Source organism: Sedimentibacter sp., from assembly GCF_038562225.1.
In the GTDB taxonomy this organism is placed as follows: Bacteria; Bacillota; Clostridia; order Tissierellales; family Sedimentibacteraceae; genus Sedimentibacter.
Window position 1 is genome coordinate 271,283 of the sequence record NZ_JBCFAS010000002.1, and the last position, 23,843, is coordinate 295,125.

Genomic DNA, 23,843 nt, shown 5'->3' on the forward strand with positions numbered 1-23,843 from the left:
ACTATCAGTGTAACTTTTGGCGTAACTGATGACATTCCCTTCGGCTTCGCCTTTGTAGCCGGCAAAAATCTTACTTTATTCTTTTGTCTGCTAATTTGTAAACTGCATCCTCTGCATGAACAGAAATTACAATTATCCTCATAACATCATCCTTAAATTCAAGATTATATACAACTCTGATTCCAAGCTTGAGTAGTTTTATCTTATAATAACCTGCAAGTTTAGTTACTGAATTATTTCCTAAAGGCTTACCATAGCCGCCTTCGTAACTTGGTAGTGAATTTTCAGAAACTTTTTCAATTGCCTTAAGAACATGTAATTTCCGTGAATGATCAAGCTCTGTCATATCTTTTTGCGCTTCCTGGATATATTCAATTTTCCAAGCCATTATTCAATTTCCAACTCAATATCTTTAAGTTCATCTTTTTGTATATTGAGTTTTTTCATAAGTTGTTCATGACTATAAAATCAATTTCTGCTGCAGATTTCATTCTTTTCTCAGCATCAATAAATAGTTGGGTGTGCTAACACCAATGGAAAAACATGAACTGTACATGAAAGCAGCATAAAAACTGCCAGTAGGTATTACCAGCTGGCAGAAAAGATTTATATTTTTTTAATTGTCTACTTGACGGGAGAGCAGTTCAAGCAACCAGGGCATCTAGCAATCAATTATTTATTATTTGCAGCAGAAGTTCCTGCTATTCTTCCAAATATAACGAAGTCCACTATGGCATTACCGCCAAGACGATTTCCGCCGTGAATACCTCCGGTAATTTCACCTGCACAGTACAATCCTTCAATTTCAGTACCATCAGCTCTTAATGCATTTGCATTCTCGTTGATTCTTACACCGCCCATTGTATGATGAACGGCAGGTTTACGTGGATACGCATAATATGGACCATTCTCAAGCTTTCCGCTGTATGATACTCTGCCAAACGGATCAGCTTTTCCTGAATCTACATAGCTGTTGTAGTCTTCAACTGTTTTCTTAAGTGCATCAGCAGGTACATTTAATTTACCTGCAAGTTCTTCCAGTGTGTCACCTGAAACATATCCTGCAATATTATTATCAAGATAGTAAGATAACAGCTGTCCTCCCAATGCTTTTTGTGTTTTGGGATCAGGTATACCGTCTGCACTTTGAAGCATGTACATAACACCGTCTGTCTGAGCGATTATTGCCTTGGACATTTCATCACGTCTGCCGTCCTCTCTTACGAAACGTTCCCCTTCCTTATTGATAAACAATGCGCTTCCAATTCCCATAACAATGTCATATGTTGCACCCGTTTGTGGGTTGCAGTATGGAAGAAGCTGAATCTGATCCATGTCTATGAGCTCTGCTCCTGCATCTCTTGCCATAAATATTCCGTCTCCTGTAACACCGGGCATATTGGATGTAGGAACGTTAGGTCCTAAATCAGGCCATTTTTCGCCTTCACAATATTCCTGCCTCAACTCTACGTTTCCTGCAAATCCTCCGGTAGCCAGAATTACTCCTTTGTTTGCTTTAAGAGTGTACTTGCTTCCATCACTGCCTTCAGCCATAACTCCTATAACCTTGTCGCCTTCAGTTATAAGTGATTTACCGGTGCAGTTCATTATTTTTTTGAAATTATCTTTGCCTTCAAGGTCATCTGTAAACGCCTTAATATATGCAGTTCCATTCGGCGATGTTGATGAATGTGTTCTTGGATACAGTGAACCGCCTCCATGCGTAATTATTGGACTAAACTCAGCTCCCATACTTTCCAGCCATTTTAATCCATCATAAGCACTAGATGTAAGGATTTTTACCAGTCTTAAATTGGCAATCTTGTCACCGCCATTCCATGTCTGGAGTGCAAACCAGTCTGGACTGTCAAACAGTGTCTTATCAGTCTTTAAGTATTCCTCATATTCTTTTTTTACAGCTTCCATCAAAGCTTTGTGTTCATCATTGACCGGAGTTTCTGAGACTGCAGATGTAATGAGAGTCTCTAAACTATCAGATCTTTTTTCTTCTGCGTAGTCCTGAAGTTCATTATCAGGCGCATTGTAAATACCGCCTGCAACTATTGAGTTGCCGCCCAGGAAACCAGTTTTCTCGATAAGTATAACAGAGGCACCATTGTTGGTAGCAGCTACAGCAGCTGACAAACCTGCTCCGCCTCCGCCAACTATAATTACATCAGCTGTCTCCTCAATATTACCTGGAGCTGGTTTTTCGCCTGCAACCTTTATTGCAGCTACATCAGCACCTGCCTGAACCAGGCATTCTTCAGCAGCACTGAGTATGGCACGGCTTGTGATGGTAACACCTGAAACCACGTCCACAGCCAAAGACTGTTTTTCAACTATGGCGGCTGGTATCTGGTTGACGGCAACTTCGCCAACACCCGGAGTTTCCATATGTCCGGTGACTTTTGCTTCAGCTATGGCATTGTTGCTGATTTTTACCTCTACCGACAAAGGTCCGTGCATTCCGTTGACTGTTGAAGTATACGTACCATCCTTCATACCTGCCGGTTCTTGAGCAGCCTGTTCAGCTGGCTGAGCTGCAGGTTGTTCAGCCGGCTTTGAACACCCGGACATCGCAGACAGCAGCATACAGATTACTAATACGATTGATAGAACTTTTTTACTCATTTTCTCCTCCCAATTATGTACTTGTTTCAGTTGATAAGAGTTTATAAGTCACATCGGTAAAAACTATTTTTTGATGTTTATAAACTCTGCTTTGTAATAATACAAATCATCACACTATAATTCTATAGCACTTCACCTTTTTGTCAATAAATAAACAATTCATCTGCTGAAGCAACATAATCGGTACTATAGCCTGTACATCCTCATTTCAGCTGAACGCGTCTTAATTTTTATCATCAATTAACTTTTCGACAATTTACCCCATTTGTCGAAAGGGAGGAAGATTTGATATATGTTTGTCATTAATCTCTCGTCCATGGATTCTACATAATGAAAAGCATTCAGCGTGCAAATTGTCTGGCAATTCACACTGCTGAATGCTTTAGTCTTTAGGTTTACTTCGTATATTTTAACATTAAATCAAGCGCTATGCTCATTCCAGCAGTTAAACTGTCCAGATCCACCCATTCTTCCCTCTTGTGTGCCTCTCCACCTACAATCGTCCCAATTGTATTGGCAAACACTCCTCTTGAAAGAGGTATATTTCCGTCAGTGGAATATGGCTGCAAATCCATGGGGCCGTCATAATACTTTTTAATGGTTGAAATATTGCTATCAGTCCATGCTTTGAAAAGCTCATCGTTCATCTTCCCTTTTCCGGGACGAATTCCTAATATCTCTGTGTTGACATCCTTACCTGCACTTATAAAATCAGAGATGATTCTGTTGAATTTTTCTTCCATTTCAGACAGGCACTCCTGACTGGGAGAGCGATATTCATAGATAAATGCTGCTTCCTGCGGAATTGAATTAACCGTTGTTCCGCCTTCGATAAATCCGACATTGTAGGTTGTCTTTTCTTCTGTGGGAACTTCCACCTCATATAGCTTCTGTATGATTGAGGAAATTGTATGAATCGCATTTTCATTGCCGAAGTCCAGATATGAATGACCTCCATCGGCCTTTACAGAAATTCGGTACCTGTAGGAGCCCACCGGTATGCTTGTACATTGGGACAGATATCCGTCAAAGGAGTAAAATTCCGTAATGCGATTACCGAAACATTTAAATATTTCCTTGCATCCATCCAGGTTTCCCAGCCCTTCCTCGCAGGAATTAGCAACAAACAAAACACCTTTCTTAGTTGAAATCTTATGGCTTAAAAAATATTTTGCTGCCATCATAAGATTTACCAGATTGGCTGTATCATCTCCGATTCCGGGTGCATACAACTTTTCCCCTTCTCTTCGCATAGGCAGTTCTTCGGTGTCAGGAAACACAACATCCGTATGTGCCATAAACACAACTATATCTTCATGTTTGTCACAATCCACAGAACATATAACATTTTTAGCTTCATCAATCCAAACTTTTTCTGCCCCCTGCTCCATAAACCACTGCCTGCAAAACTCTGCTCGTCTTTCTTCATGATGGCTTGGTGCAGGAATTCTCCCCAGCCTTTCCAGAAGTTCAATTGCCTCTTGCATGTGAACATCAACATAGTCTTTGATAATCTGTTCTTGTTCCATAATTTCTTACCATCCTCTACAGTAATTACAGTTTTTTTATGCGATGTTTCAGACAGCCATCCAGTCCCGCCAGTCCAAGAATCAAAAGAAGGTCCTTCTGAGGTCCTAAATATGCATCTTCCGGTTCAAACCATTCATGAATTGTATGAACCTTCCCTTCCTTTCCTCCCCGTCCCACTGTAATAGCAGGAATTCCCATACTAATTGGAATATTGGCATCTGTGCTGCTTTCATCACGAAGCTCCGGTTCGATTCCAAGCAATTCTGCTGCTTCCCATGCAGTTTTTACAATGGTGCAATCTTTTGGCTGAATTCCTGCCGGGCGATTGCCTTTCATTTTAATTTCAGCAGCAACACTTTCACTGGATTCCCACCTCTTGTTTTCTTCCTGTACCGCTAAATCAACTGCCTTTTGAAGCTCCAGGCTAAGCCGGTTCAGTTCGTCACTGCTGTCGGAACGGATATCAACAAGCATTGAACAGGATGCAGAAATTGTATTGACAGATGTTCCTCCTTGTACAATTCCCACGTTAAAAGTCGTCTTTGGAATCCCGGGAACCTGAAACTGCGCTATGGTGTTTACAGCCCTTCCCATGGCATGTATTGGATTCGGCAAACCAAAATCTGCAAAGCTGTGGCCCCCGCACCCCCTGAAAGTGACCTCGTATCTATGGCTGCCGGTAGCCGTATATACTATTCCTCCTGTCACAGGATTGTCGATTGAAACAAATGCATCAATAAAATTTTTGTTTTTAAAAATATGTTTTACTCCTTTTAAATCACCCAGTCCTTCTTCACACACATTTGCACAAAAAATTATGTCTCCCTGAGCCTGGATTCCGCAAGCTTTCATCGCACGTGCTATGGTAAACAACTCGGCAACTGCTCTGGTATCATCATTTATGCCCGGACAGTAATAAACATTTCCTTCTTTTTTAACCTTTACATCTGTTTCTATTGGAAAGACTGTATCCGTATGGGCTGCCAGCATGATAACCGGTCCATTCCCCGTTCCGGATATTGTTCCCATGACATTGAATACCTCATCAATTCTTATATTGTCCAGACCTATCTCTTCAAATTTATTTTTCACATATACGGCTCGCATTCCTTCATTGTGGGAAGGTGCCGGTATTTCGCATAGTTCCAGGTGTTCCTTTAATGTTCTGCCATCATCTTCTTTTATGAACTGAATTGCCTTAAGTACTTTATCATTTTTCAATAATGCCTGCACGGTTTTCAAAATCCTTTCTTATATAAATTCCTTCAATTATAATCCATGTTGCTACAGCGCCAAGCGCTGCCGCTAGGAATTCAAAGCGAAACCGGTAGCCGCTTTGTCGTGATATCCATTCTACGAACTGCAATAAATAGACAGACACGGACTGGCCAATAAACATACCGGCTGTGGTAAATGTAACCAAACTTGTGTTTTCTTCTTTCGTTCTTGATAATTGGCCTATTTTAAGAAACACACCGGAATAAAAAATGCTGTAGCTGCCACCAATCAGTGCAGCGAACACTGCTATGAGAATCATGTCGGAACATACTGCCAGGCCTGCATATCCTGTACCCATCATAATGCAGGCCAAGGCAAAATTAAACTGTTTGAAAATATTTCTAAGTTTATCTGTAATTAAGCCTGTCAGGAATCCAAAGAGCATGAATGCGGCTACAACATAACCTGAACTCGAAGTCCCCCCGATTCCTTCCTGTTTCATAAACAATGATATGCTTACTGAAAATGTATAAAATGCTGCATTTATCAGTCCCATGCCCACAATTACCAGAAAAGCCTTCCAGTTAAATATCAGCCTTGCTTTTTTCACATTAATGCATTTTCTGTCTGTTGAATCATCGGGAAGATATTTTAGTATTAGCACCAGCGTAATCAATGCAACAAAATATATGGCAAAAGCGAGCCTCCAATGAATACCTACCAGTTTTCCAACTATAACAGAAGAAATAATTCCCATCAGGTATGATGCAGAGGCTGAATATCCCGTTAAACGCTCCTTTTTAGATCCTGAAAAATTAGCGCTTATCAATGCTTGTGCCATCGGTGTGACCAATCCGCAGCCGATTCCCAGGACAGCTCTGCCTGCAAGCATCATATAATAGTTTGGCATCAGTCCAGTCCCTACGCCACCTATCAGGTATAAAACAATTCCCAGAATCAATACCTTTTTCATTCCCATCTTTTCAGTAAAATACCTGCACAGAAAGCATGACGGAATTATAAACAGCGGTGTTACTGTAAGTATCAGTTGAATTTGCTCATCGCTCATTTGTGGAAATGCACTCTTAATTCCTCCAAGAGCAGGTGCTACGGCTAAGCTGCCTAGAATTGTTATCGTGGAAACTGATAGTATTGCAAAAGCTTTTTTATCTTTCATTTATAATTAATATCCTATCATCTGTGCTATAACCAGGAGAACAGATCCTATTAAATACCATAATAACAGCAGCTTCCAAATAAATTTAAGCCACTTTTCATAAGGAACATTAGACAATACCAAGAATGCCATCAACGCTGCAGAGTGTGGAAAAATTATGTTTGTAAAGCCATCGCCATAGTTGAGTGCCAAAATTGCCGTTTCAGGAGACATCCCTATAATCTGGGCAACCGGAAGCATTACCGGCATTGTAACCACTGCCTGTCCGCTGCCGGACGTGATGAAAAAGTTTATGATTGTATGTATCAGAAGCATTCCGGGAGCCTGCAGAAATTTAGGGAAATAACTTAACCAGCCGGACACGCTGTAAACAACTGTATCCAAAACATGGCCGCCTTCAAGCACTATAGAGATCGTTCTTGCAAAAGCAATCAGAATTATGGCACGCACGACCAACTTGCTGCCTTCTGCAAACTGCATGCATATTTCATTTGCACGCATACCATAAACAATACCGCCAAGAGCACCCAAGACAAGGAAAAAGGCAGACATTTGCTGGAAACCCCAACCAAGTTTTGTACATCCATAAACTAATACAATAAGAGCAATACCTACTGTAACCAGAACCAGTTTTTGACGACCTGTCAATTCTTCATCAATGGCACCTGTATCTGAACCTATACTTGGCTTTATGCCATAAACATAGCTATATGATGGATTAGCTTTTACTTTGTTGGCATAGCGAATCACATAAATAATGGTTACAGCTGTGAATATAAAAAATCCAATCAACCTAAACCCTATTCCATTAAAAATTGGCAGCCCGGCTAATTGGTTGCCTATACCTGTAGTGGACGGGTTCAGCATCCCTGCATTAGGTCCCATTGCTGCAGCCAAGGTAATCATCGCCACCCCAACCAATTCATCATATCCTAACTGATGCGACAGCAAAAGTGCAACAGGTACAAATGCTATAAACGGATTATACCCCATCGGGGAACTTAATATTGCAATCACAAACATAATAACTGCAATTGCTATCGTCTGACGTTTGCTGAATTTTTTTATGACTGTACTTGTTAAAGCGCGTAATGCTCCTGTTGCCATAATAATTTGCATTGATCCGGTAAAAATTAGTATCGCAAATATTAAGCTGCTGGAATCGTAAAAACCTTTCACCAAAAGCATTGGAATTTTCCATATAGAAACTGGTGTGTTTTCTATGTACCTGAAAACATCCGGATTGATAATCATCTTTCCTGTTTCTGATTTTATTTGCTCATATTCACCGGCTGGAATAATGTAGGTCAAAATACATGCCAATACTGCCATTGCAATTACGATAATGAATTCGTGCGGAAATGATAACTTTTTCCTCTTTGTTGCTTCCATTTGATGCCTCCTAAGTTTAATTTTGTTGGATGATTACGAAAAGTCCGAGCTCTATAAACTTTACGTATACATACATTCGTTAATATATGTATAACACTAAAATTTTTATTTGTCAATATAAAATTCTTTGTCAGTAGATTATATTGCTTAATAATTCCCAAATTTCTTTTTCAGAAAATTCAATCATGGAATTATTCCAGGTGTTTCTGGTGTGGAGGCCTTCGTAAATAAGATACAATGCCTGTGCCAATTTATCTTTGGGCATTCTTAGCTTTTTCCCGGATTTATTTTCAATCTCGGTCAATACTTCTTCCAAATACTCTAAAAACTTCATTCTGTTTTGATATATTCTATTTTCAATACTGGAGAATTCAGATTGTTCCAAAAGATAATGGGGAATTCTGTTAACAAACACAAACCACTTCACATACCTGATGGGCATAAGAAAAAGATTTGTCAGCCGTTCCTCAGCAGACATGCTGGAATCATTCTGATATTTCTTTCTGATAGCTTCAAGGCGATCTAAGATATCCTGGAGAACTGAAAAGTAAATTTCTTCTTTAGTCTTGAAATGCCAATTTACCGCTCCTCTGGTCATTCCCATCTCCATGGCAATATCATCTCTTGTCATTCTTTCAAAACCTTTTGTATTTATTATATCGAAACTGGCATCCAGTATAGCTTGTCTGGTTTGCTCCGCATCTTCCTTTGTTCGTTTCATAGAAACACTACTCCTTCAAATATAAATCTTATCTCTACTTTCAATTCTATATGTCTAATTCTTGAAGATAATTGTTTTTAATCGTAAGCGTCAAATAAGCCTTTCCCAAATAATACTTCACCGGATTTTAAATCAAATCCGGTGAATATAATTCTTCAAGTGCTTCTTTCAAAAGTGGGAAGGTCCCCTTATATTTGATGGTTACTTTCAATCATCTTTAAGTTTTCTATTATGCTTTTTTAATCCAGTATTCCTTGATCAGCGCTATCATAACACCAATTGCTCCCCCTATAACAGCTCCAATCAATGTGTTAAATGTATTGCTCGGACTGGTTTTTCTTGTAGGTGCCACAGGTGGTGACGGCAGATACACACTAGTTTCCACTACGCTAATAACGCTGGACTCGAGCTTTTCTGCACGGCCTGTTTCATAATACTTGCTGATTGCTTCCTCCTCTATTTCAAGCTCTGTAAGATACTGACCATTCATCTCAATGCTGTTTTCTATGTTATATATTTGCTGCTTATTAGCAACTATATCATTTTCAATCTTAATGTAATTTGGATTAGCAGTATCTACCGGAATCACATAATTGCTTACATTAGTCATCTGCGTCTGAATTTCTATGTTGCCCTGTCCGTTTGCTATTGTGGGGCTTGTTTCTGCCAGCAGCTTTTCATTCTTTTTCAACAATTCTTTTGTATTTTTTAATCCATTAGCAAGAGACTTGTTTTGAACATTAAAATAATTGATAAAGTAGCTGATGGCTCTTTCTTTTGTCATAACATCCAGAAACTCGATATAATTCTCATATAATGACTCCGCCAGCTTAAGTGATTCTTCAGGATTATCAGCTGAAACAATTACTTCAAAGCTGTTCTGTATAGTATTTGCCTTAACGTCTGAGCCTACAACAAGGATTCTTTTTTTCAATTTTTCCAGTGTAATTTTTTGATTATCATATTCCATGTCTTGTATTGTATTTATCAATACATCATTGCTTGTTATAAGATTTATATATTGCTCATTTGTAGTAATAGGCAGTTTGTATTGCCCGAATCTGGTAGAATACTCCTCCGGCATGCTGATTACTATATTTAGTTTAGAATCATAGACAGGCGTAATCACAAACATACTGACCATTGCTGTTATAATTGCAAAAACCAATGTTAAACATATTATAACTGTCTTTCTTTTCCACAGTGTTATAAACAAATCTCTTAAATCAATTTCATCCTTGTATCTAGCAGAATTGTTCTGAAAATTGTTCATTTGATTTTAGTATGATTAATATAATCATACATCTCCTTTCAATAATCTCTTTTTATAAGTTCTGTTCAAATCTCCATGAATCTCTAACCATATCACGAATAGTTTGCCTTGCCTTCCAGCCCAGCTCCGACTCAGCTTTACCGGCATCCGCATAGCACTCTGCTATGTCTCCAGGTCTTCTGTCAGTAATTTCATATGGAACTCTTATTCCGTTTACTTCTTCAAACACATTTACCAATTGGAGTACAGAGGTGCCTTTTCCTGTGCCTAAATTATATATCTGTAAACCGTCTTTCATTTTTTCAACAGCAACAACATGTCCTTCAGCAAGATCCATGACGTGAATGTAATCTCTGACACCTGTTCCATCTGCAGTAGGGTAATCATTTCCGAATATTTTCAATTTCTCCAGCTTACCTTTTGCTACCTGCGTTATATACGGCATTAGATTATTTGGTATGCCGTTAGGCAATTCTCCTATTAATCCGCTTTCATGTGCTCCTATCGGATTAAAGTACCTTAACAAGGTAACAGAATAACCAGAATTAGCTTTAACCATATCCATCAATATTCTTTCACACATGGCTTTTGTTTCACCATAAGGATTTGCGGCAGGAAGTAGTTTCATTGTTTCTACAAATGGGCTTTCATTATCTCCGTAAACAGTAGCTGATGAACTGAATACAAATCTTTTCACTCCATATTTTAGACTAACCCTGCAGACTACAATTGTTCCAAGTAAATTGTTATAATAGTAGTCCAGAGGTTTGGACACTGATTCTCCTACAGATTTTAGACCCGCAAAATGAATTATGGCATCAAAGTCATGTTTCGAAAAAATCCTGTCAACTTCAGATTCATTTGTTACGTCTATATTATAGAATGTGACTTTTTTTCCTGTGATTAATTCAATTTTATCTATGGTTTCAACCTTGCTGTTACATAAGTTGTCCATGACCGTAACCGTGTGTCCGGACTCTATAAGAGATACGCATGTATGTGAGCCGATGTAACCGGCTCCGCCTGTTACCAGTATATTCATTGATACTCCCCCCATTATTGCAGTTATTTTTTTTAATTAAAAGCTTATCTATATCCAAGCAATATTTTATTCATTATCGGAATCCTTTTAATAATATTATTGATAAACAAGGCCAGAATCAACATAATTACAGTTTCAGCCATTATGATCATATAATTCAGAGTGAATTTCGAAGTTAGTCTGATTAACAGCTGATTCATGAAGCTATTTAGAATATATAAGCCCAATGAATTCATACCTGCTTCAACTATTAATTTCTTTGCATTAGCAATGGTAATGCTGTCAAATGACAATTTCGACAGACAAATTACAAATATGCTTCCTATATATCCTATAGCCCATCTGAATAAGTTTATAGTTATTTGGTGAGGAATGTTCTTTCCTATCAGAGTAATTCCGGTATTGTATATAAATGTATCCTTATTGTATATTGACAGCATAATAAAGAATATCAAGCCTGAACATATCAGGATCTGCCATTTCTTTAATTTTGTTGTTAAGGTGATTGCGTTAAACTTATTTAACAGATATGCCGAGACAAAATACGGATACATAAATTTATACAAATGCATATTCAACTGATCCGGCAATATAAATGACGCCATGAAAAACAACAGGTACATCCATATGCTGTCATTAAAAAACCTTCTTACAAATACAACTGCCAAGCTGCAATACAAAACAGCCCAGAGGAACCACAAATTCAGGAGTGTAATTCTAACAAAATTATATAGAACCTCATACAATATTATTGGATCATGACCAATGATATTTTTCAATATAACGATGCATTCTGATAATATACCCCATGCCACAATCGGTATTAATACATTTTTAATTCTGTTTACTAAAACCTGTTTAGTTGAATATCTGTTAACTGTATAATAAAAAAGATATCCGCTCACCAGCATAAATAAAGGCATATGAAAGCTATATATAAATTTAAACAAATTATTTTCAAAGAAACCCGCATTGTAGAAAAACACTCCACCACTGCCATATTGAATACAATGCCCGATAAAAACCAAGATTATCGATATTCCTTTTAAATAATCCAGAAACTCATTTCTTGAATGATTACGTCTTTCCATTTATTGTTATATCCTTATTTGTAATTTATTGATAAACATGATTAATTTAATTAAATTGTCTCTTAATAAACCTTTTAAGGTAGATTGGTTCCAATATTTCATACGGCAATAATGCAATAATATTTGCTATTATAACACCAATCCAACTTCCAGTCAAATTAACAAACAAATACGCAAGCGGAATGTCCACCAATGCTGCAAAACTCATCCAGATAATTTGAGTCTTAAAATATGACATTCCATTGCCCAAGCTAGTATTTACATTATGAAGCACAAAAATACTGTTGGATATTGCAATGGCTATGGCGTAAGGCATCTTTACCGTAATTGATGAACCTTGAAGCCAAATATTGACGAGCCATTGCAAAAATGGAACAATTGCCAATTCCACCATAAAAGCAAGGGCAGCCATGATTAGCAGCAAATTATAAAGCTTCATAATCCATGAATAGCTTTTTTCAGCATGGGCTTTAGTTACTGCAGACCAGATAGGTACCAGTGCCAGTGAGAAAATAGAACTGAATGCATTGAATATCTTAAAATATATTTGATATTCAACTACAGAATCCGGCGATGTAAGGTGTGATATCAAAAACTCATTGGTTGATGAAATAACCATAAATACTATCTGCAGCCAAAGCAGCACTCCGCCTATCTTTAATATTTCCCTTGCATATTTTTTACTGTACATCTTAAAGCTTGGCCTGCAGTTCTTTAATTTTGTGGAAAATATAATAACTGTTGCAGCAATCAATGGTATATTAACTGCAAACACATTAACCCACGACATACGTACTAGATTCTGTTCCAAACCGGAACTTGGAGCCATTCTGACAAAAATGTATATCAGGATACTCGATAGTAAACTAAGGAAGTTTACTATTGAAGATCTTTGCAATGCATACAGTATCGAAGCAATCAACTTCAGCAGGAATTGAAGCATGATCCCTATAAAAACTATTTTCACACTCTGTACCAAAACTTCATGCGAAATCAATGAATAGTCTATATTAAAAATTGTATTCCACGGTATAAACCGGAAGACCAGCATGCTTAATGCACTTAATACAGCAATCAGAACAATAACCGAAAGATAGGTGGAAGAAATATACTTCTTGGCCTTATCATAATCATTTTCTGCCAGTGCATGCGGAAGTTTATTTCTAAGACCATTTCCTAAACCTAAATCGAACATCAGCACCCAGTTAAGAACTGATAGGATGGTAAACCATAAACCGAGCACTGTCTGATTTTGAAAGTACCTGATATATGCAGGCATAGTAAATAAAGAAACTATCATGGACAGTCCCCTGACAATAAATGCAAATACTACATTCTGAACTATGTCTTTGTTTCTGTTCAAAGTACCTTTAAAATTCATAAATACTTCCTTATCCTTATGTTTTCATTACAAGTTGTCATTTGAATTAAGTGTTTTTATATAATACTCCGCCAATGCCAGGTCTGCAGGATCATCTATATCAACAGAATGGCTTTGTTCCATGACAAAAGCAAAACTGTTGTCATTAAAGCTTGTTTCAGAATTTATGTCAGAAATTTCGTTTATATAGATACAGCCATTGATTCTATAATAAGCAGGCATATCTTGCCTCCTGACAGTACTGTTTTGTTCTGTTAAATGTAGCAATTCTCCGTTTTGGCCGATACTCCTTATTAAAATAGGATGGTCATTCACTTCTGATACTGATGCAATGCTTTTATATCCTGACTCCACATGCTTTTTTAATGCATTGTCTATGTCCTTACTTGTTCTTAAAGGTTCAGTAGGCTGCAGCAGGACCAAAATATCATACATCCTGCCCGAATTTTTCAGCGTATCTATTGCATGAACTACTGCATCTATTGTTTTTGAAGTGTCTGCAGCAAGCTCTGAAGGCCTCATGAAAGGTACCTCTGCACCATACTGTTTGCTGACTTCTGCAATTTTTTCACTGTCCGTAGTGATGATGACATCGTCTACATACTCACTGTTTTTAGCAGCTTCTATTGAATAAGCAATAAGAGGTTTGCCGCATAGGCTGATAATATTTTTGTTTTTAATGCCCTTGCTTCCTCCCCTTGCTGGAATTAAAGCCAGAACTCGTCTATCGGATATCATTTATTTCTCCTTCATCTACCAGTCTAAATCCACAAAGTTTTTTTGTATTGGCAGCTTCCAAATTTCTTCGTTTTCTATTGTCTTTATGAAATGTTCCGTGCTGTTACCGTTTCCGAAAATCTTGTTTTTGACCCTATAATTATCAATTTGTTTTATTGCAGTCAAAATATCATCATATTTTTCTTCTACATGTTGTATATTTCTGATCACTTCAGGATTGTACCTGTTTGACTGTCGGCTTCCCACATCAATACACGGTATACCATAGACACTCGTTTCCCTTACTCCGGCACTGGAGTTTCCAATCATAAATGAGGCGCTCTTCAGCAAAGTCAGAAAATATTCAAATCTGATGGAAGGATAGATTAAAAACCTATTGTTATTGTTGAATCTCCTGTATTCGTTTAAAATGACCTCAGACCCCAAATCATTGTTTGGATATATAACTATATAATTTTCATCTGAATCAATTACTGCATCAACAAGAGCCTTGATATTTTGTCCTATTTTTTCATACTCAGTCGTAACAGGATGGTACATCAATAAAGAAAACTGTTCAAAATTGATGTCATACCTTCTCTTAGCCATTTCTATAGTTGGAAGCTTATCCGACAACATTATGTCAATATCCGGCGATCCGATAATAAAAATCCTGTCACCTGCTTCTCCTAATTGCACTAATCGGTTTCTTGCATCCTCTGTGGAAACAAAATGCAAGTGTGAAAATTTCGAAATAGCATGGCGTATTGACTCATCTATTGTACCTGAAAGTTCTCCTCCTTCAATATGGCTCACCCTTATGTTGTTCAGCGCTCCGACCATTGCGCCTGCAAGAGCATCTATCCTGTCACCATGTACAATAATCATGTCTGGTTTGATGTTCTTTACGTATCCCGTCAGATTGCATATTAAGTCACCAAGGTTATAGCTCATATCCTGAGTATATACTAAGCCGAAAGCAACATATACATTTTTATAATTATCTTTAAGAACTTCCTTATAAGTACTGCCATACGTTTCAAGCAGATGCATGCCAGAAACATATACATATGCTTCAAACGAATCACTGTCTTCTACAGACCTTATCAGGGACTTAATTTTTCCGTAGTCGGCTCTGGTACCTGTTATGAATAATATGTTTTTTTTCTGTTGCGTTCCATTGTCAAACATGGACTTAACCTTCTATCATATCATATTCTAAATGAACATCATCAGGAATATCAAGCCTTGCCTTTTTACCAAGCAGCGACTCATATTCCTCTGCCAGTATCTCTCCAGTTCCAGGCCTTTTTACCCACAAGTTGTCTTTAGTAAAAGTCTCACCCTTTTTTATGGGTTTAATTGTGACAACCGTAGCAAATGCAAAGTCTATGGTGACCTGTTCCTCTCTGGCTGCTTCCTTGGTTCCTCCCAGCATCAAGGGAACCTCATTTGCTGCCTGTATCATCTCCCTCAATGCTTGTTCATCCATTGAGCATACGATGTCGGGCCCTGTCCTTTCCTTGGTGTCAGTGAAATGTCTTTCTACCAACGAAGCTCCTAAGGCTATGGCTGCTATGCATGCATTGTTATTTAAGGTATGATCTGACAAACCCACTGGTATTCCGGGAAATTCTCTCATCATTTCCTGCATGGCTCCAAGTCTTACCAGTCGAGGATCTGTAGGATATAGATTTGTTGTATGCATCAGGGCATAGTCTACTCCGGAATTTTCAAGTATTCTGACAGCTTTTGAAACACTGCTTATATTGTTCATTCCCGTAGATACGATCATAGGTTTTCCAAATGAAGCAATGTGTTGAAGTAATGGATAGTTGTTCATTTCACCGGAACCTATTTTATAAGCAGATACTCCAAACTTCTCTAGCCTATCAGCTGCTGCTCTTGAGAATGGTGTGCTTAAAAATACCATACCCAATGATTCGGTATATCTCATCAGCTCATATTCTTCTTCTTCATTTAAAGCACATCTGCTCATTACTTCATATATGGATACATCAGCATTTCCAGGCAGAACCTTTTTAGCCGCTGAACTCATTTCATCATCAATCACATGAGTCTGATGTTTGATAATTCTTGCACCTGCCCTGAAGGCTGCATCAACCATTTGTTTTGCAACGTAAAGACTGCCCTCATGATTGATTCCTATATCGGGTATTACTAATGGTATTGCTCCTTCACCGACTTCAATATCCTTAATAAAAAAAGTTTTTCGTGACATGGTTTCAATCCTTTCTTATTGATTATATAGTAAAGCTTATCATTTAAAACGAATTTGTTGTATTTATTCTAATATCCGGAGAACATGTTATCTTATTGGGATTTTCATTTAAATAAGCCCCCCACCATCCAAATGAACTGGTGGTTATTATGTTGTGTTTACATTTGCTCATTAGCTGCATGTCCCTGTAACTTTGATTACCCTTGTTCCAGTCTACAAAATTGACTGTATCCTCATTTTTATCCAGTCCAAAAATATCATAATTCTCCCTGCACCATTCAACGCTTCCAGGATCACAGAAGAAGAAAAAAACAGGATCTGCAACTTTTCTTTTGATGAATTTTACAGCTCTTTTGAAATATCCATACTCATAACAATACTTGTTGATGCCGAGCATATCCCCACGCCTCGCATGGATTGAAACAGAATTGGTACTGTTTATTATATCTAGACATACTAAGTTCTTATCATCTGTTATCTCGCTGAATTTAAAGGCCTGCCTTATATCAGCATCTATATTATCAATGCCGTTTCCTTTATACTGAAATTTTAAAAAATGACCTCCGTATATATCTTCATCCGTCGCATAGAATAATTTTTCCGGTGTTGATACCTTTTTTATCACAGCATTTTGAAAGACAATGTATAGAAGCCTTTTAACGGAATACCCAATATATGTTCCTGCAAATCTCGTTCTAGTCCTTTTCAGGATTCCGTTTGTTTTTTCTTTTTCCTCCAAAGAAGGTCTGTTATTCAATGGCTTTAGCAGCACTCCCTCATTTGCGAAAGCCTTGCATACAGCATCGGAATAACGCCAATTGTCAAGCCAGAACCTGCTTTCCTTCACATGATTTATTATTTCGTTCCACTGATCTTCGCTGAAGATTTCTTTAATGTTAGGCGCTTTAATATCGAATACACTTTCAAGTTCGTAGCCATTCCACATGCTGATTGCAGATTGACTGTCTCCTATTTCATATATAAGATTCTCAATATAACACTTTTCGTTGGGATTAGACCTTTTTAATGCCAGGTATTCTGCATAGTCCAGCATCTGATTGCCCAGACCTGACTCGATATGTGCAACTATTATGATGGTTCCCCCCCTTTATGAGAATTGAAAACAAGTTTGTAAAAGTTTTTTTCTTCATTCAATGAACATATGAAGTATGCCGTATAGAAATTAACAAACGCTGTATTAAACAAAATGGTCTGTGTAAATGATAAAATAAAAATCATAATTACAAATAGTCTGCCAATTTTGTTTTGCCTTCTAAAAAGCCTGTAAAGCATAAAACAATAAAGAAATAATCCCAAAATCCCATAATCAATGATTATTCCTGAAAATGTCGAGTAATACTTGGGCAATTTTATTGATTGATTGAACATTATATTATAAATGTTTCCCGCACCTACTCCAAAGATCAATTGTTTATAATCCAGATTTTTGAGTATTGTAAACCCGTTTGAAAGTCTTTCATTGTTAAAGCTTATGTTAATTACCTTGTTAATTGTATAAATGAATATATCGCTTCTGACAATCAACAGAAAAATTATTATCATAATTATCAGGAAAATATATGATGAAAGTTTATGTTTGTTTATTATTAAGGCTGTATATAAGCATATGCCAACTGCCATTATTACACCTGTTGTAGAAGTGGATAAAAAAATACATATTACAAAAAAAATACTTAACAGATATTTTTTGTGATTTAATGTATATGCCAGCAGTGGCAGCATAAATGTTGCATATGCCTGAGGTTCCTGAAAAAACGACATTGGTCTTAAAATATTTGATGCCCAGTTTGTTTTTGGAACAAATACTCTGCTTAATATTACTATTGGGCTTACAGGGTGCTTGAGAATATATACCATCAAGGCTTGATACAGCAATCCTATTGAACAAATTATTCCGATTACTTCATATGCCTTTAAAAAGCTTTCTTCACTTATAAGGTTGTAAAAAACAAATATTGTGAAGGATGTAACTATTACGATAAAAAGTCTTTTTATTATTACAATTTCGCCGCTGGCTATAGACAAGACAAGTTGGCTGAAGAAGATATAAAATATAAATAAGAACAATCCTTTATCAAACAAAAATACATGCTTTTTAGCAATAATATAATACAAAAAAACTACTACTGAAAACACAAAGGAAACAAAAAGTCCAAGCGAAAAGCTTGTATTTGGCAAAACATATCCGCCTATGCATATACTAAATATTAAAAAATATGAAAATATGTTGTCGTATAATTTTTTCCCGATATTCGTTAAATTTTCAATCATCTTTAATCCTTTTCAATTTTGAAAATTTTAATAAGAACTCACCGATATTTTCAATTATTTAGGAGTTAAAATAAATTTTGTAACATATCGGTAAAATCTTCAGTTTTGGCATGAGTTTTTTCACAGCTGCTTAACAAGTCATAATATTGAAATCCTATTGCAGACGGCTGAAATTTTTTATAATAGCTCTTTATATTTTCTTTATCCCATTCTTTTTCAAGTGCCTGCTCAATACCTTTTGATAAAGCAATATCTGTTCGTTCATCTACTAAAATCATTGTATCTTCATTGTATAAATCAGGTATTGCATCCAAATCTGCAAATGCAACTGCCGGAATACCTTTTGAATATGCTTCTATAACCGGCAGACCAAATCCTTCATCGATACTTGACATTACCAGTAGCGAAGCCCTGTCATACAACTCCTGTACTTGAGACCTTTCGATTTTTCCAACGCACTGCACTTCATGTAAATTATGATCACGGATATAACCTTCTAACTCTTCTCTTTTGGGGCCATCACCCACCAATAACAGTTTATATCCTTCTTTTCTCTTATCTTTTAACAGTTCAAAAGCTCTTATGGCCTGCAGCTGATTTTTCCTGTCAGACAAACTACCGACACATAGTATTAATTTATTACTATCATTATTTGTCTTTGCTTTTACACAATCTTGTTTAAACGAATTCAATATTACCTTTATATAATCAGAATTCCCCTTTTGCCAGTTCTCAATTCTATTTTTGACTCCTGTGCTTACAACTGTTGTTGTGACATCAAACTTCTGAGCAAAGTTCAGATATTCCTTTTCTAATGATTTCTCTAATTTGCCGCTGTTCTCGTATTCTGTGAAAGATACCAGACCATGCAGTGTTACAACAAACTTGGTACCGGTTCTGATGCAGGCCATGATAAAAGGCAATGTATACAGGCCTATGCTGTGAATATGAACTACATCTGGTTTAATCCTATTTATTGTACTTTCCAAATATCCACCGGTAAGGAAATACATCAATATGCGTACTTTCTTGCTTATGCTATAACTTTCTTTTCGTATAGCCTTCAGTGCATACTTTAAATATGCCGGCTTACATCCGATTACCATATGGATAAGTTGTTTTGGCAACATATTAATATTTCCGACCTTCATCTTTTCAGTAAATACTGATTGGGTCAAAACATAAACTTCTGCTCCCTGGTCTGATAACATTTCTGCAATATCTCTGATCATATAGGCCAGTCCGCTTTGATTCCTTGATCCGTGTTTATGTCCCTTAATATAAATGTATGGTGCCGCAAGCAATACCTTCAATTTACTAACCTCTGTTTTAAATTATTTATTAGCATTCCGGATGTTTGAAATGTAATTATCATCTCTTTCATAGGCATCTATTAAACTGCCTGGTGTCGCGTTAATGATTCTTACATTATGTCTCTTTGCATACTTATCAAGTTCATAGTGTGTGTCGGATACAAAAGAATAGCAGAACAATTCATATGATAAACTTATTTTTCGGCTGTCCTCCTCGCCATAACAGTGTATTGGCTTCTGAGTGGCAAAAGTGTTATAATCGCATCCAAGCAGGATAATTTCCTTGTACCCCATATATAAAGCCAGACTTATTGCATAACAGACAACATTTTCCATAACGGATTCATTTTTTGCGTAATCTATTTCATTTTTATGGCTGAAGGAGCCTTTCCAGTTACATGAATAGTATAAGTTTTCACTGTTGTCGGACTTATCGTTTATGAAATCAAAAAATGCAGCATTCAAAAAGTATTTTGTGTTTTTGTAGTAGCTCGTTGCTTCAATCAGTTCTTTTTGGTTCTCCTGGCTTAAAAAACCGCTGTCAGTAATGCAGTAATATGTTGGACTGAAATTTTTTTCCTTGTCAAAACGGTTAAACCTGTTTACAACTATTGTGTCTCCATCCAGTTCATTCAGGTTAACTGACTTAAGTGACGGCCCCAATCCACAAATATAACACTTATCAGACACTCTGTTTTCCTTCAGTGTCTTATTTTTCTCCAGAAGCTTTCTGTATTTTAACAGCTTTGGTGTCCTTACCAAACTTATGCAGGCACCGGCAATGTTTATCATTAATTTATCAACTTGAAATAACAATTGGAACTTTCCCATTATATCACCCGTTTATTTTATAATCATTAATAAAAGATTCAATGTCAGCGAAGCATTGAATTTTGTTTTTTAGTAATTCATCATCCCATTCCCACCATCGCATTTTTAGAAGAGCTTCAATTTCATCTTCTTTGAATCTTTTCTTGATCACTTTTGCAGGAGCGCCAACAACTACTGAATAAGGGGCTACATCTTTGGTTACAATGGATCCTGCTCCTATTATCGAACCATCTCCTATGTTTATACCGCCCATGATGATAACATTGGTTCCTATCCATACATCATTTCCTATGTTGACCTCTTCGTATTCCTCAAAGGAATTGCTGCTGACCCATTTCAAGGAAAATGGATTATCATTGCTGTAGAATATCGGAGAAGTTGATACCATTTGAGTTGGATGGTTGCCAAGTCCAATTTTCACATCCGAACTAATGGAACAAAACTTACCTATTTTACAGTTTTTTATATGTGAATTAAACCCTATATACGAATATTTTTCAATAGAGACGTTGTGCAGCACGCAAAACCTGTCCACCTTAATATTATCTGTAAGACTACATCTATTATCAAGGAATGCCAGCATTGATATATTGATATTTCTTTTTAGAAGTTTAAATCTGAAAAGAAATGTGTTTATAATCATTTTTAATTTATTCATATCTTAACTCCGATTTCTGGACTTAATCAGTTCCACTCCCACTCGAACCGTTCTATATCACTTTCAAGCAATTCGGTTCCTATCTGCACTTCTATGAATCTAAGATCAGAATTTGCTCTGATTGCATGTTTTTGCCCTTTGGTTATATAAGCCACGTCTCCTCTTCTTACGTTTCGCACATGTCCGTCAATAACCAAATCTCCCGTGCCATCAACAATAGTCCATATTTCATCACGAACTGAATGAGACTGGTAGCTTATTGATTTTCCGGATTTCATAAACAGGCTTTTTGTCAGAGAAGAGGTGCCGTCACCGTATGACACATAGTCTATCACCTTGTATTCTCCCCAGCGTCTTTCTTCAAACATAGGGCGTTGATGGATATTGTCCACGTATGTTTTCAAGTATGAACTTTGGTGTTTATCAGATACCAATATCCCATCCGGGCTTGCGGCTACAACTATATCCTTGGTACCCAAGACAGCTATCGGTATATCCAGCTCATTAATAACATGTGTATTTTGGCAGCTTTCAGAAATTATAACATGACCAAGTGTATTGTCATCCATGACTTCTGTAAGGGTGTTCCATGTTCCCAAGTCCTTCCAGATACCTTCGTATTCCACTACTGAAATTGATTTTTCCTTTTCAACAACCTCGTAATCGAAGCTGATTTTGGGCAAACTGTCATAATTGTCTCTTACTTCTTTAAAAGAATCGAAGTTAATATATTTTTTTATTATGTCAATCAGATATCCAAGCTTAAAGGCAAATACGCCTCCGTTCCAAATTGCTCCTTCTTTAATTAACGTTTCAGCATATTCCTCACTGGGCTTTTCCTGAAACTTTTCCACTAAACAGCTGTTCTTCCTTGGAATAATATATCCATATTTTGCAGAAGGATATGTCGGTTTAATTCCCATCAACGACATGTTTGAAACACCTTGCATTACCATTTCTTCCATTTTTGTCAATGTCTTGAAATAATTCAGTTCCGCATACGGGTCAACAGGCAAAACTAATACCACCTCTTCGTCATCCATGTTCTTTTCATATTTAAGATATGCACTGGACAAAGCTATGGCAGGAAATGTGTCTCTCCTGTCTGGTTCAATAACAACATCTACACTGTTACCCAGCTGGCTTCTGATGGAATCCAACTGTGATTTTCCTGTTGCTACAACTATGTTTGCATCTATTGAAGCTTCTTTTATCTGCCTGTAAACTCTTTGTACCATTGATTCAGTATTGCCGCTCTCATCTTTGAGCAGCTTTAAAAACTGTTTAGATCTGGTTTCATTTGAAAGAGGCCAAAGTCTTTTTCCCGATCCCCCTGATAATAATATTACATTCATTAAATATATTCTCCTGAGATTAACTTTTTATTTATCTTTCAGTCCTGATATTACTGCTTATAAAATCATTGTAAGCCATAGCCAAACCTTCTTCCAGCTCTGTTTTGTATGTCCAGCCAATATTTGTAAGCTTTGTGACATCCAGCAGCTTTCTGGGGGTCCCGTCCGGTTTTGTGGTATCATAAGTTATTTTACCATTAAAACCCACAACACTCTTTACTGTTTCAGCAAGCTCGGCTATTGTTACTTCCTTTCCTGTTCCAATATTTACAGTTTCATTTCCTGAATATGAATTCATAAGATAGACACAGGCATCTGCCAGATCATCAACGTATAGAAACTCTCTTAGTACTCTCCCTGTCCCCCATACAACTACCTCTTTTTCACAAGACAGCTTCGCTTCATGAAATCTTCTCAGCAATCCGGGAATTACGTGTGAATTATCCGGATGATAGTTGTCATTTGGGCCGTACAAATTTGTTGGCATTACACTGATATAGTCTGTCCCGTACTGACGGTTTAGGAACTCGCAGTATTTAAGTCCTGAAATTTTGGCTAAGGCATATGCCTCATTGGTTTTTTCCAAAGCTCCTGTAAGCAGACAACTTTCGGTCATCGGCTGCGGCGCCAGTCTCGGATAAATGCAGGAAGAACCCAGAAACAGTAGTTTTCTTACTTTATTATCAAATGAACTTTTTATTACATTCATTTCCATAATCATGTTTTCATACATAAAATCCGCCGGAAAACTATTGTTGGCAACAATACCGCCCACCTTTGCAGCTGCTAAAAATACATAATCAGGCTTCACTTCTGCAAAAAAATCCTCAACCTGGGATTGACGCCTTAAATCCAGCTCTTTTGAAGTACGCGTTATAATGTTTGTATATCCTTCACTTTGCAGTCTGCGTACTATTGCTGAACCAACCATACCGCGATGACCGGCCACATAAATTTTTTCGTCCTTACCCATCAT

At 37.1% G+C, this 23,843-nt stretch carries 21 protein-coding genes; all 21 read right to left on the bottom strand.

Annotation, left to right across the window (positions count from 1 at the left end; all coding sequences use genetic code 11):
- Positions 1–70 precede the first annotated feature (70 nt).
- On the bottom strand, positions 71–388 hold the full coding sequence (locus AAGU76_RS07830) for a type II toxin-antitoxin system RelE/ParE family toxin (RefSeq protein ID WP_342484917.1): 318 nt from the start codon (positions 386–388) through the stop codon (positions 71–73).
- Positions 389–672: 284 nt separating this feature from the next.
- Positions 673–2,634 carry a flavocytochrome c gene (locus tag AAGU76_RS07835; protein WP_342484918.1) on the bottom strand — a complete coding sequence of 654 codons (1,962 nt, stop codon included), beginning with the start codon at positions 2,632–2,634 and terminating at the stop codon, positions 673–675.
- 395 nt (positions 2,635–3,029) lie between these two features.
- On the bottom strand, positions 3,030–4,163 hold the full coding sequence (locus tag AAGU76_RS07840) for a M20/M25/M40 family metallo-hydrolase (protein WP_342484919.1): 1,134 nt from the start codon (positions 4,161–4,163) through the stop codon (positions 3,030–3,032).
- Positions 4,164–4,188: 25 nt separating this feature from the next.
- Entirely contained in the window at positions 4,189–5,385 is a 1,197-nt protein-coding gene (locus AAGU76_RS07845) for a M20/M25/M40 family metallo-hydrolase (protein WP_342484920.1), read from the bottom strand.
- Entirely contained in the window at positions 5,375–6,559 is a 1,185-nt protein-coding gene (locus tag AAGU76_RS07850) for an MFS transporter (RefSeq protein WP_342484921.1), read from the bottom strand. The genes AAGU76_RS07845 and AAGU76_RS07850 overlap by 11 nt, the downstream gene beginning before the upstream one ends.
- A gap of 6 nt (positions 6,560–6,565) precedes the next feature.
- Positions 6,566–7,951, bottom strand: coding sequence for an AbgT family transporter (locus AAGU76_RS07855; protein WP_342484922.1), 1,386 nt, complete (start codon positions 7,949–7,951; stop codon positions 6,566–6,568).
- Between the two features lie 130 nt (positions 7,952–8,081).
- Positions 8,082–8,672: a TetR/AcrR family transcriptional regulator gene (locus AAGU76_RS07860; RefSeq protein WP_342484923.1), complete on the bottom strand. Its 591-nt coding sequence runs from the start codon at positions 8,670–8,672 to the stop codon at positions 8,082–8,084.
- Positions 8,673–8,901: 229 nt separating this feature from the next.
- Positions 8,902–9,945, bottom strand: coding sequence for a Wzz/FepE/Etk N-terminal domain-containing protein (locus AAGU76_RS07865; RefSeq protein WP_342484924.1), 1,044 nt, complete (start codon positions 9,943–9,945; stop codon positions 8,902–8,904).
- A 52-nt stretch (positions 9,946–9,997) separates the two neighbouring features.
- Complete coding sequence (gene galE / locus AAGU76_RS07870) at positions 9,998–10,987, bottom strand: UDP-glucose 4-epimerase GalE (RefSeq protein WP_342484925.1); 990 nt, start codon at positions 10,985–10,987, stop codon at positions 9,998–10,000.
- Between the two features lie 44 nt (positions 10,988–11,031).
- A complete protein-coding gene (locus tag AAGU76_RS07875) occupies positions 11,032–12,078 on the bottom strand; it encodes an acyltransferase family protein (RefSeq protein ID WP_342484926.1) in 1,047 nt (348 codons plus the stop codon).
- A gap of 46 nt (positions 12,079–12,124) precedes the next feature.
- A complete protein-coding gene (locus AAGU76_RS07880) occupies positions 12,125–13,459 on the bottom strand; it encodes a hypothetical protein (RefSeq protein WP_342484927.1) in 1,335 nt (444 codons plus the stop codon).
- A 27-nt stretch (positions 13,460–13,486) separates the two neighbouring features.
- The gene (locus AAGU76_RS07885; protein ID WP_342484928.1) at positions 13,487–14,197 is read right to left on the bottom strand and encodes an acylneuraminate cytidylyltransferase family protein; all 711 of its coding nucleotides are present in this window, start codon (positions 14,195–14,197) and stop codon (positions 13,487–13,489) included.
- A gap of 15 nt (positions 14,198–14,212) precedes the next feature.
- Positions 14,213–15,367, bottom strand: coding sequence for a UDP-N-acetylglucosamine 2-epimerase (neuC, locus tag AAGU76_RS07890; RefSeq protein ID WP_342484929.1), 1,155 nt, complete (start codon positions 15,365–15,367; stop codon positions 14,213–14,215).
- 4 nt (positions 15,368–15,371) lie between these two features.
- On the bottom strand, positions 15,372–16,418 hold the full coding sequence (locus AAGU76_RS07895; RefSeq protein WP_342484930.1) for an N-acetylneuraminate synthase family protein: 1,047 nt from the start codon (positions 16,416–16,418) through the stop codon (positions 15,372–15,374).
- Between the two features lie 43 nt (positions 16,419–16,461).
- Positions 16,462–17,472: an alpha-1,2-fucosyltransferase gene (locus AAGU76_RS07900; protein WP_342484931.1), complete on the bottom strand. Its 1,011-nt coding sequence runs from the start codon at positions 17,470–17,472 to the stop codon at positions 16,462–16,464.
- Positions 17,473–17,507: 35 nt separating this feature from the next.
- Positions 17,508–18,710 (bottom strand): hypothetical protein, encoded by a 1,203-nt coding sequence (locus tag AAGU76_RS07905; RefSeq protein WP_342484932.1) that lies wholly within the window; start codon positions 18,708–18,710, stop codon positions 17,508–17,510.
- Between the two features lie 65 nt (positions 18,711–18,775).
- Positions 18,776–20,023: a glycosyltransferase family 4 protein gene (locus tag AAGU76_RS07910; protein WP_342484933.1), complete on the bottom strand. Its 1,248-nt coding sequence runs from the start codon at positions 20,021–20,023 to the stop codon at positions 18,776–18,778.
- Between the two features lie 21 nt (positions 20,024–20,044).
- Positions 20,045–20,854, bottom strand: a complete 810-nt coding sequence (locus AAGU76_RS07915; protein WP_342484934.1) for a hypothetical protein — start codon at positions 20,852–20,854, stop codon at positions 20,045–20,047.
- 4 nt (positions 20,855–20,858) lie between these two features.
- Positions 20,859–21,512: a CatB-related O-acetyltransferase gene (locus AAGU76_RS07920; RefSeq protein WP_342484935.1), complete on the bottom strand. Its 654-nt coding sequence runs from the start codon at positions 21,510–21,512 to the stop codon at positions 20,859–20,861.
- 26 nt (positions 21,513–21,538) lie between these two features.
- Complete coding sequence (locus AAGU76_RS07925; RefSeq protein WP_342484936.1) at positions 21,539–22,867, bottom strand: sugar phosphate nucleotidyltransferase; 1,329 nt, start codon at positions 22,865–22,867, stop codon at positions 21,539–21,541.
- Positions 22,868–22,898: 31 nt separating this feature from the next.
- On the bottom strand, positions 22,899–23,843 hold the full coding sequence (locus AAGU76_RS07930; RefSeq protein ID WP_342485704.1) for a GDP-L-fucose synthase: 945 nt from the start codon (positions 23,841–23,843) through the stop codon (positions 22,899–22,901).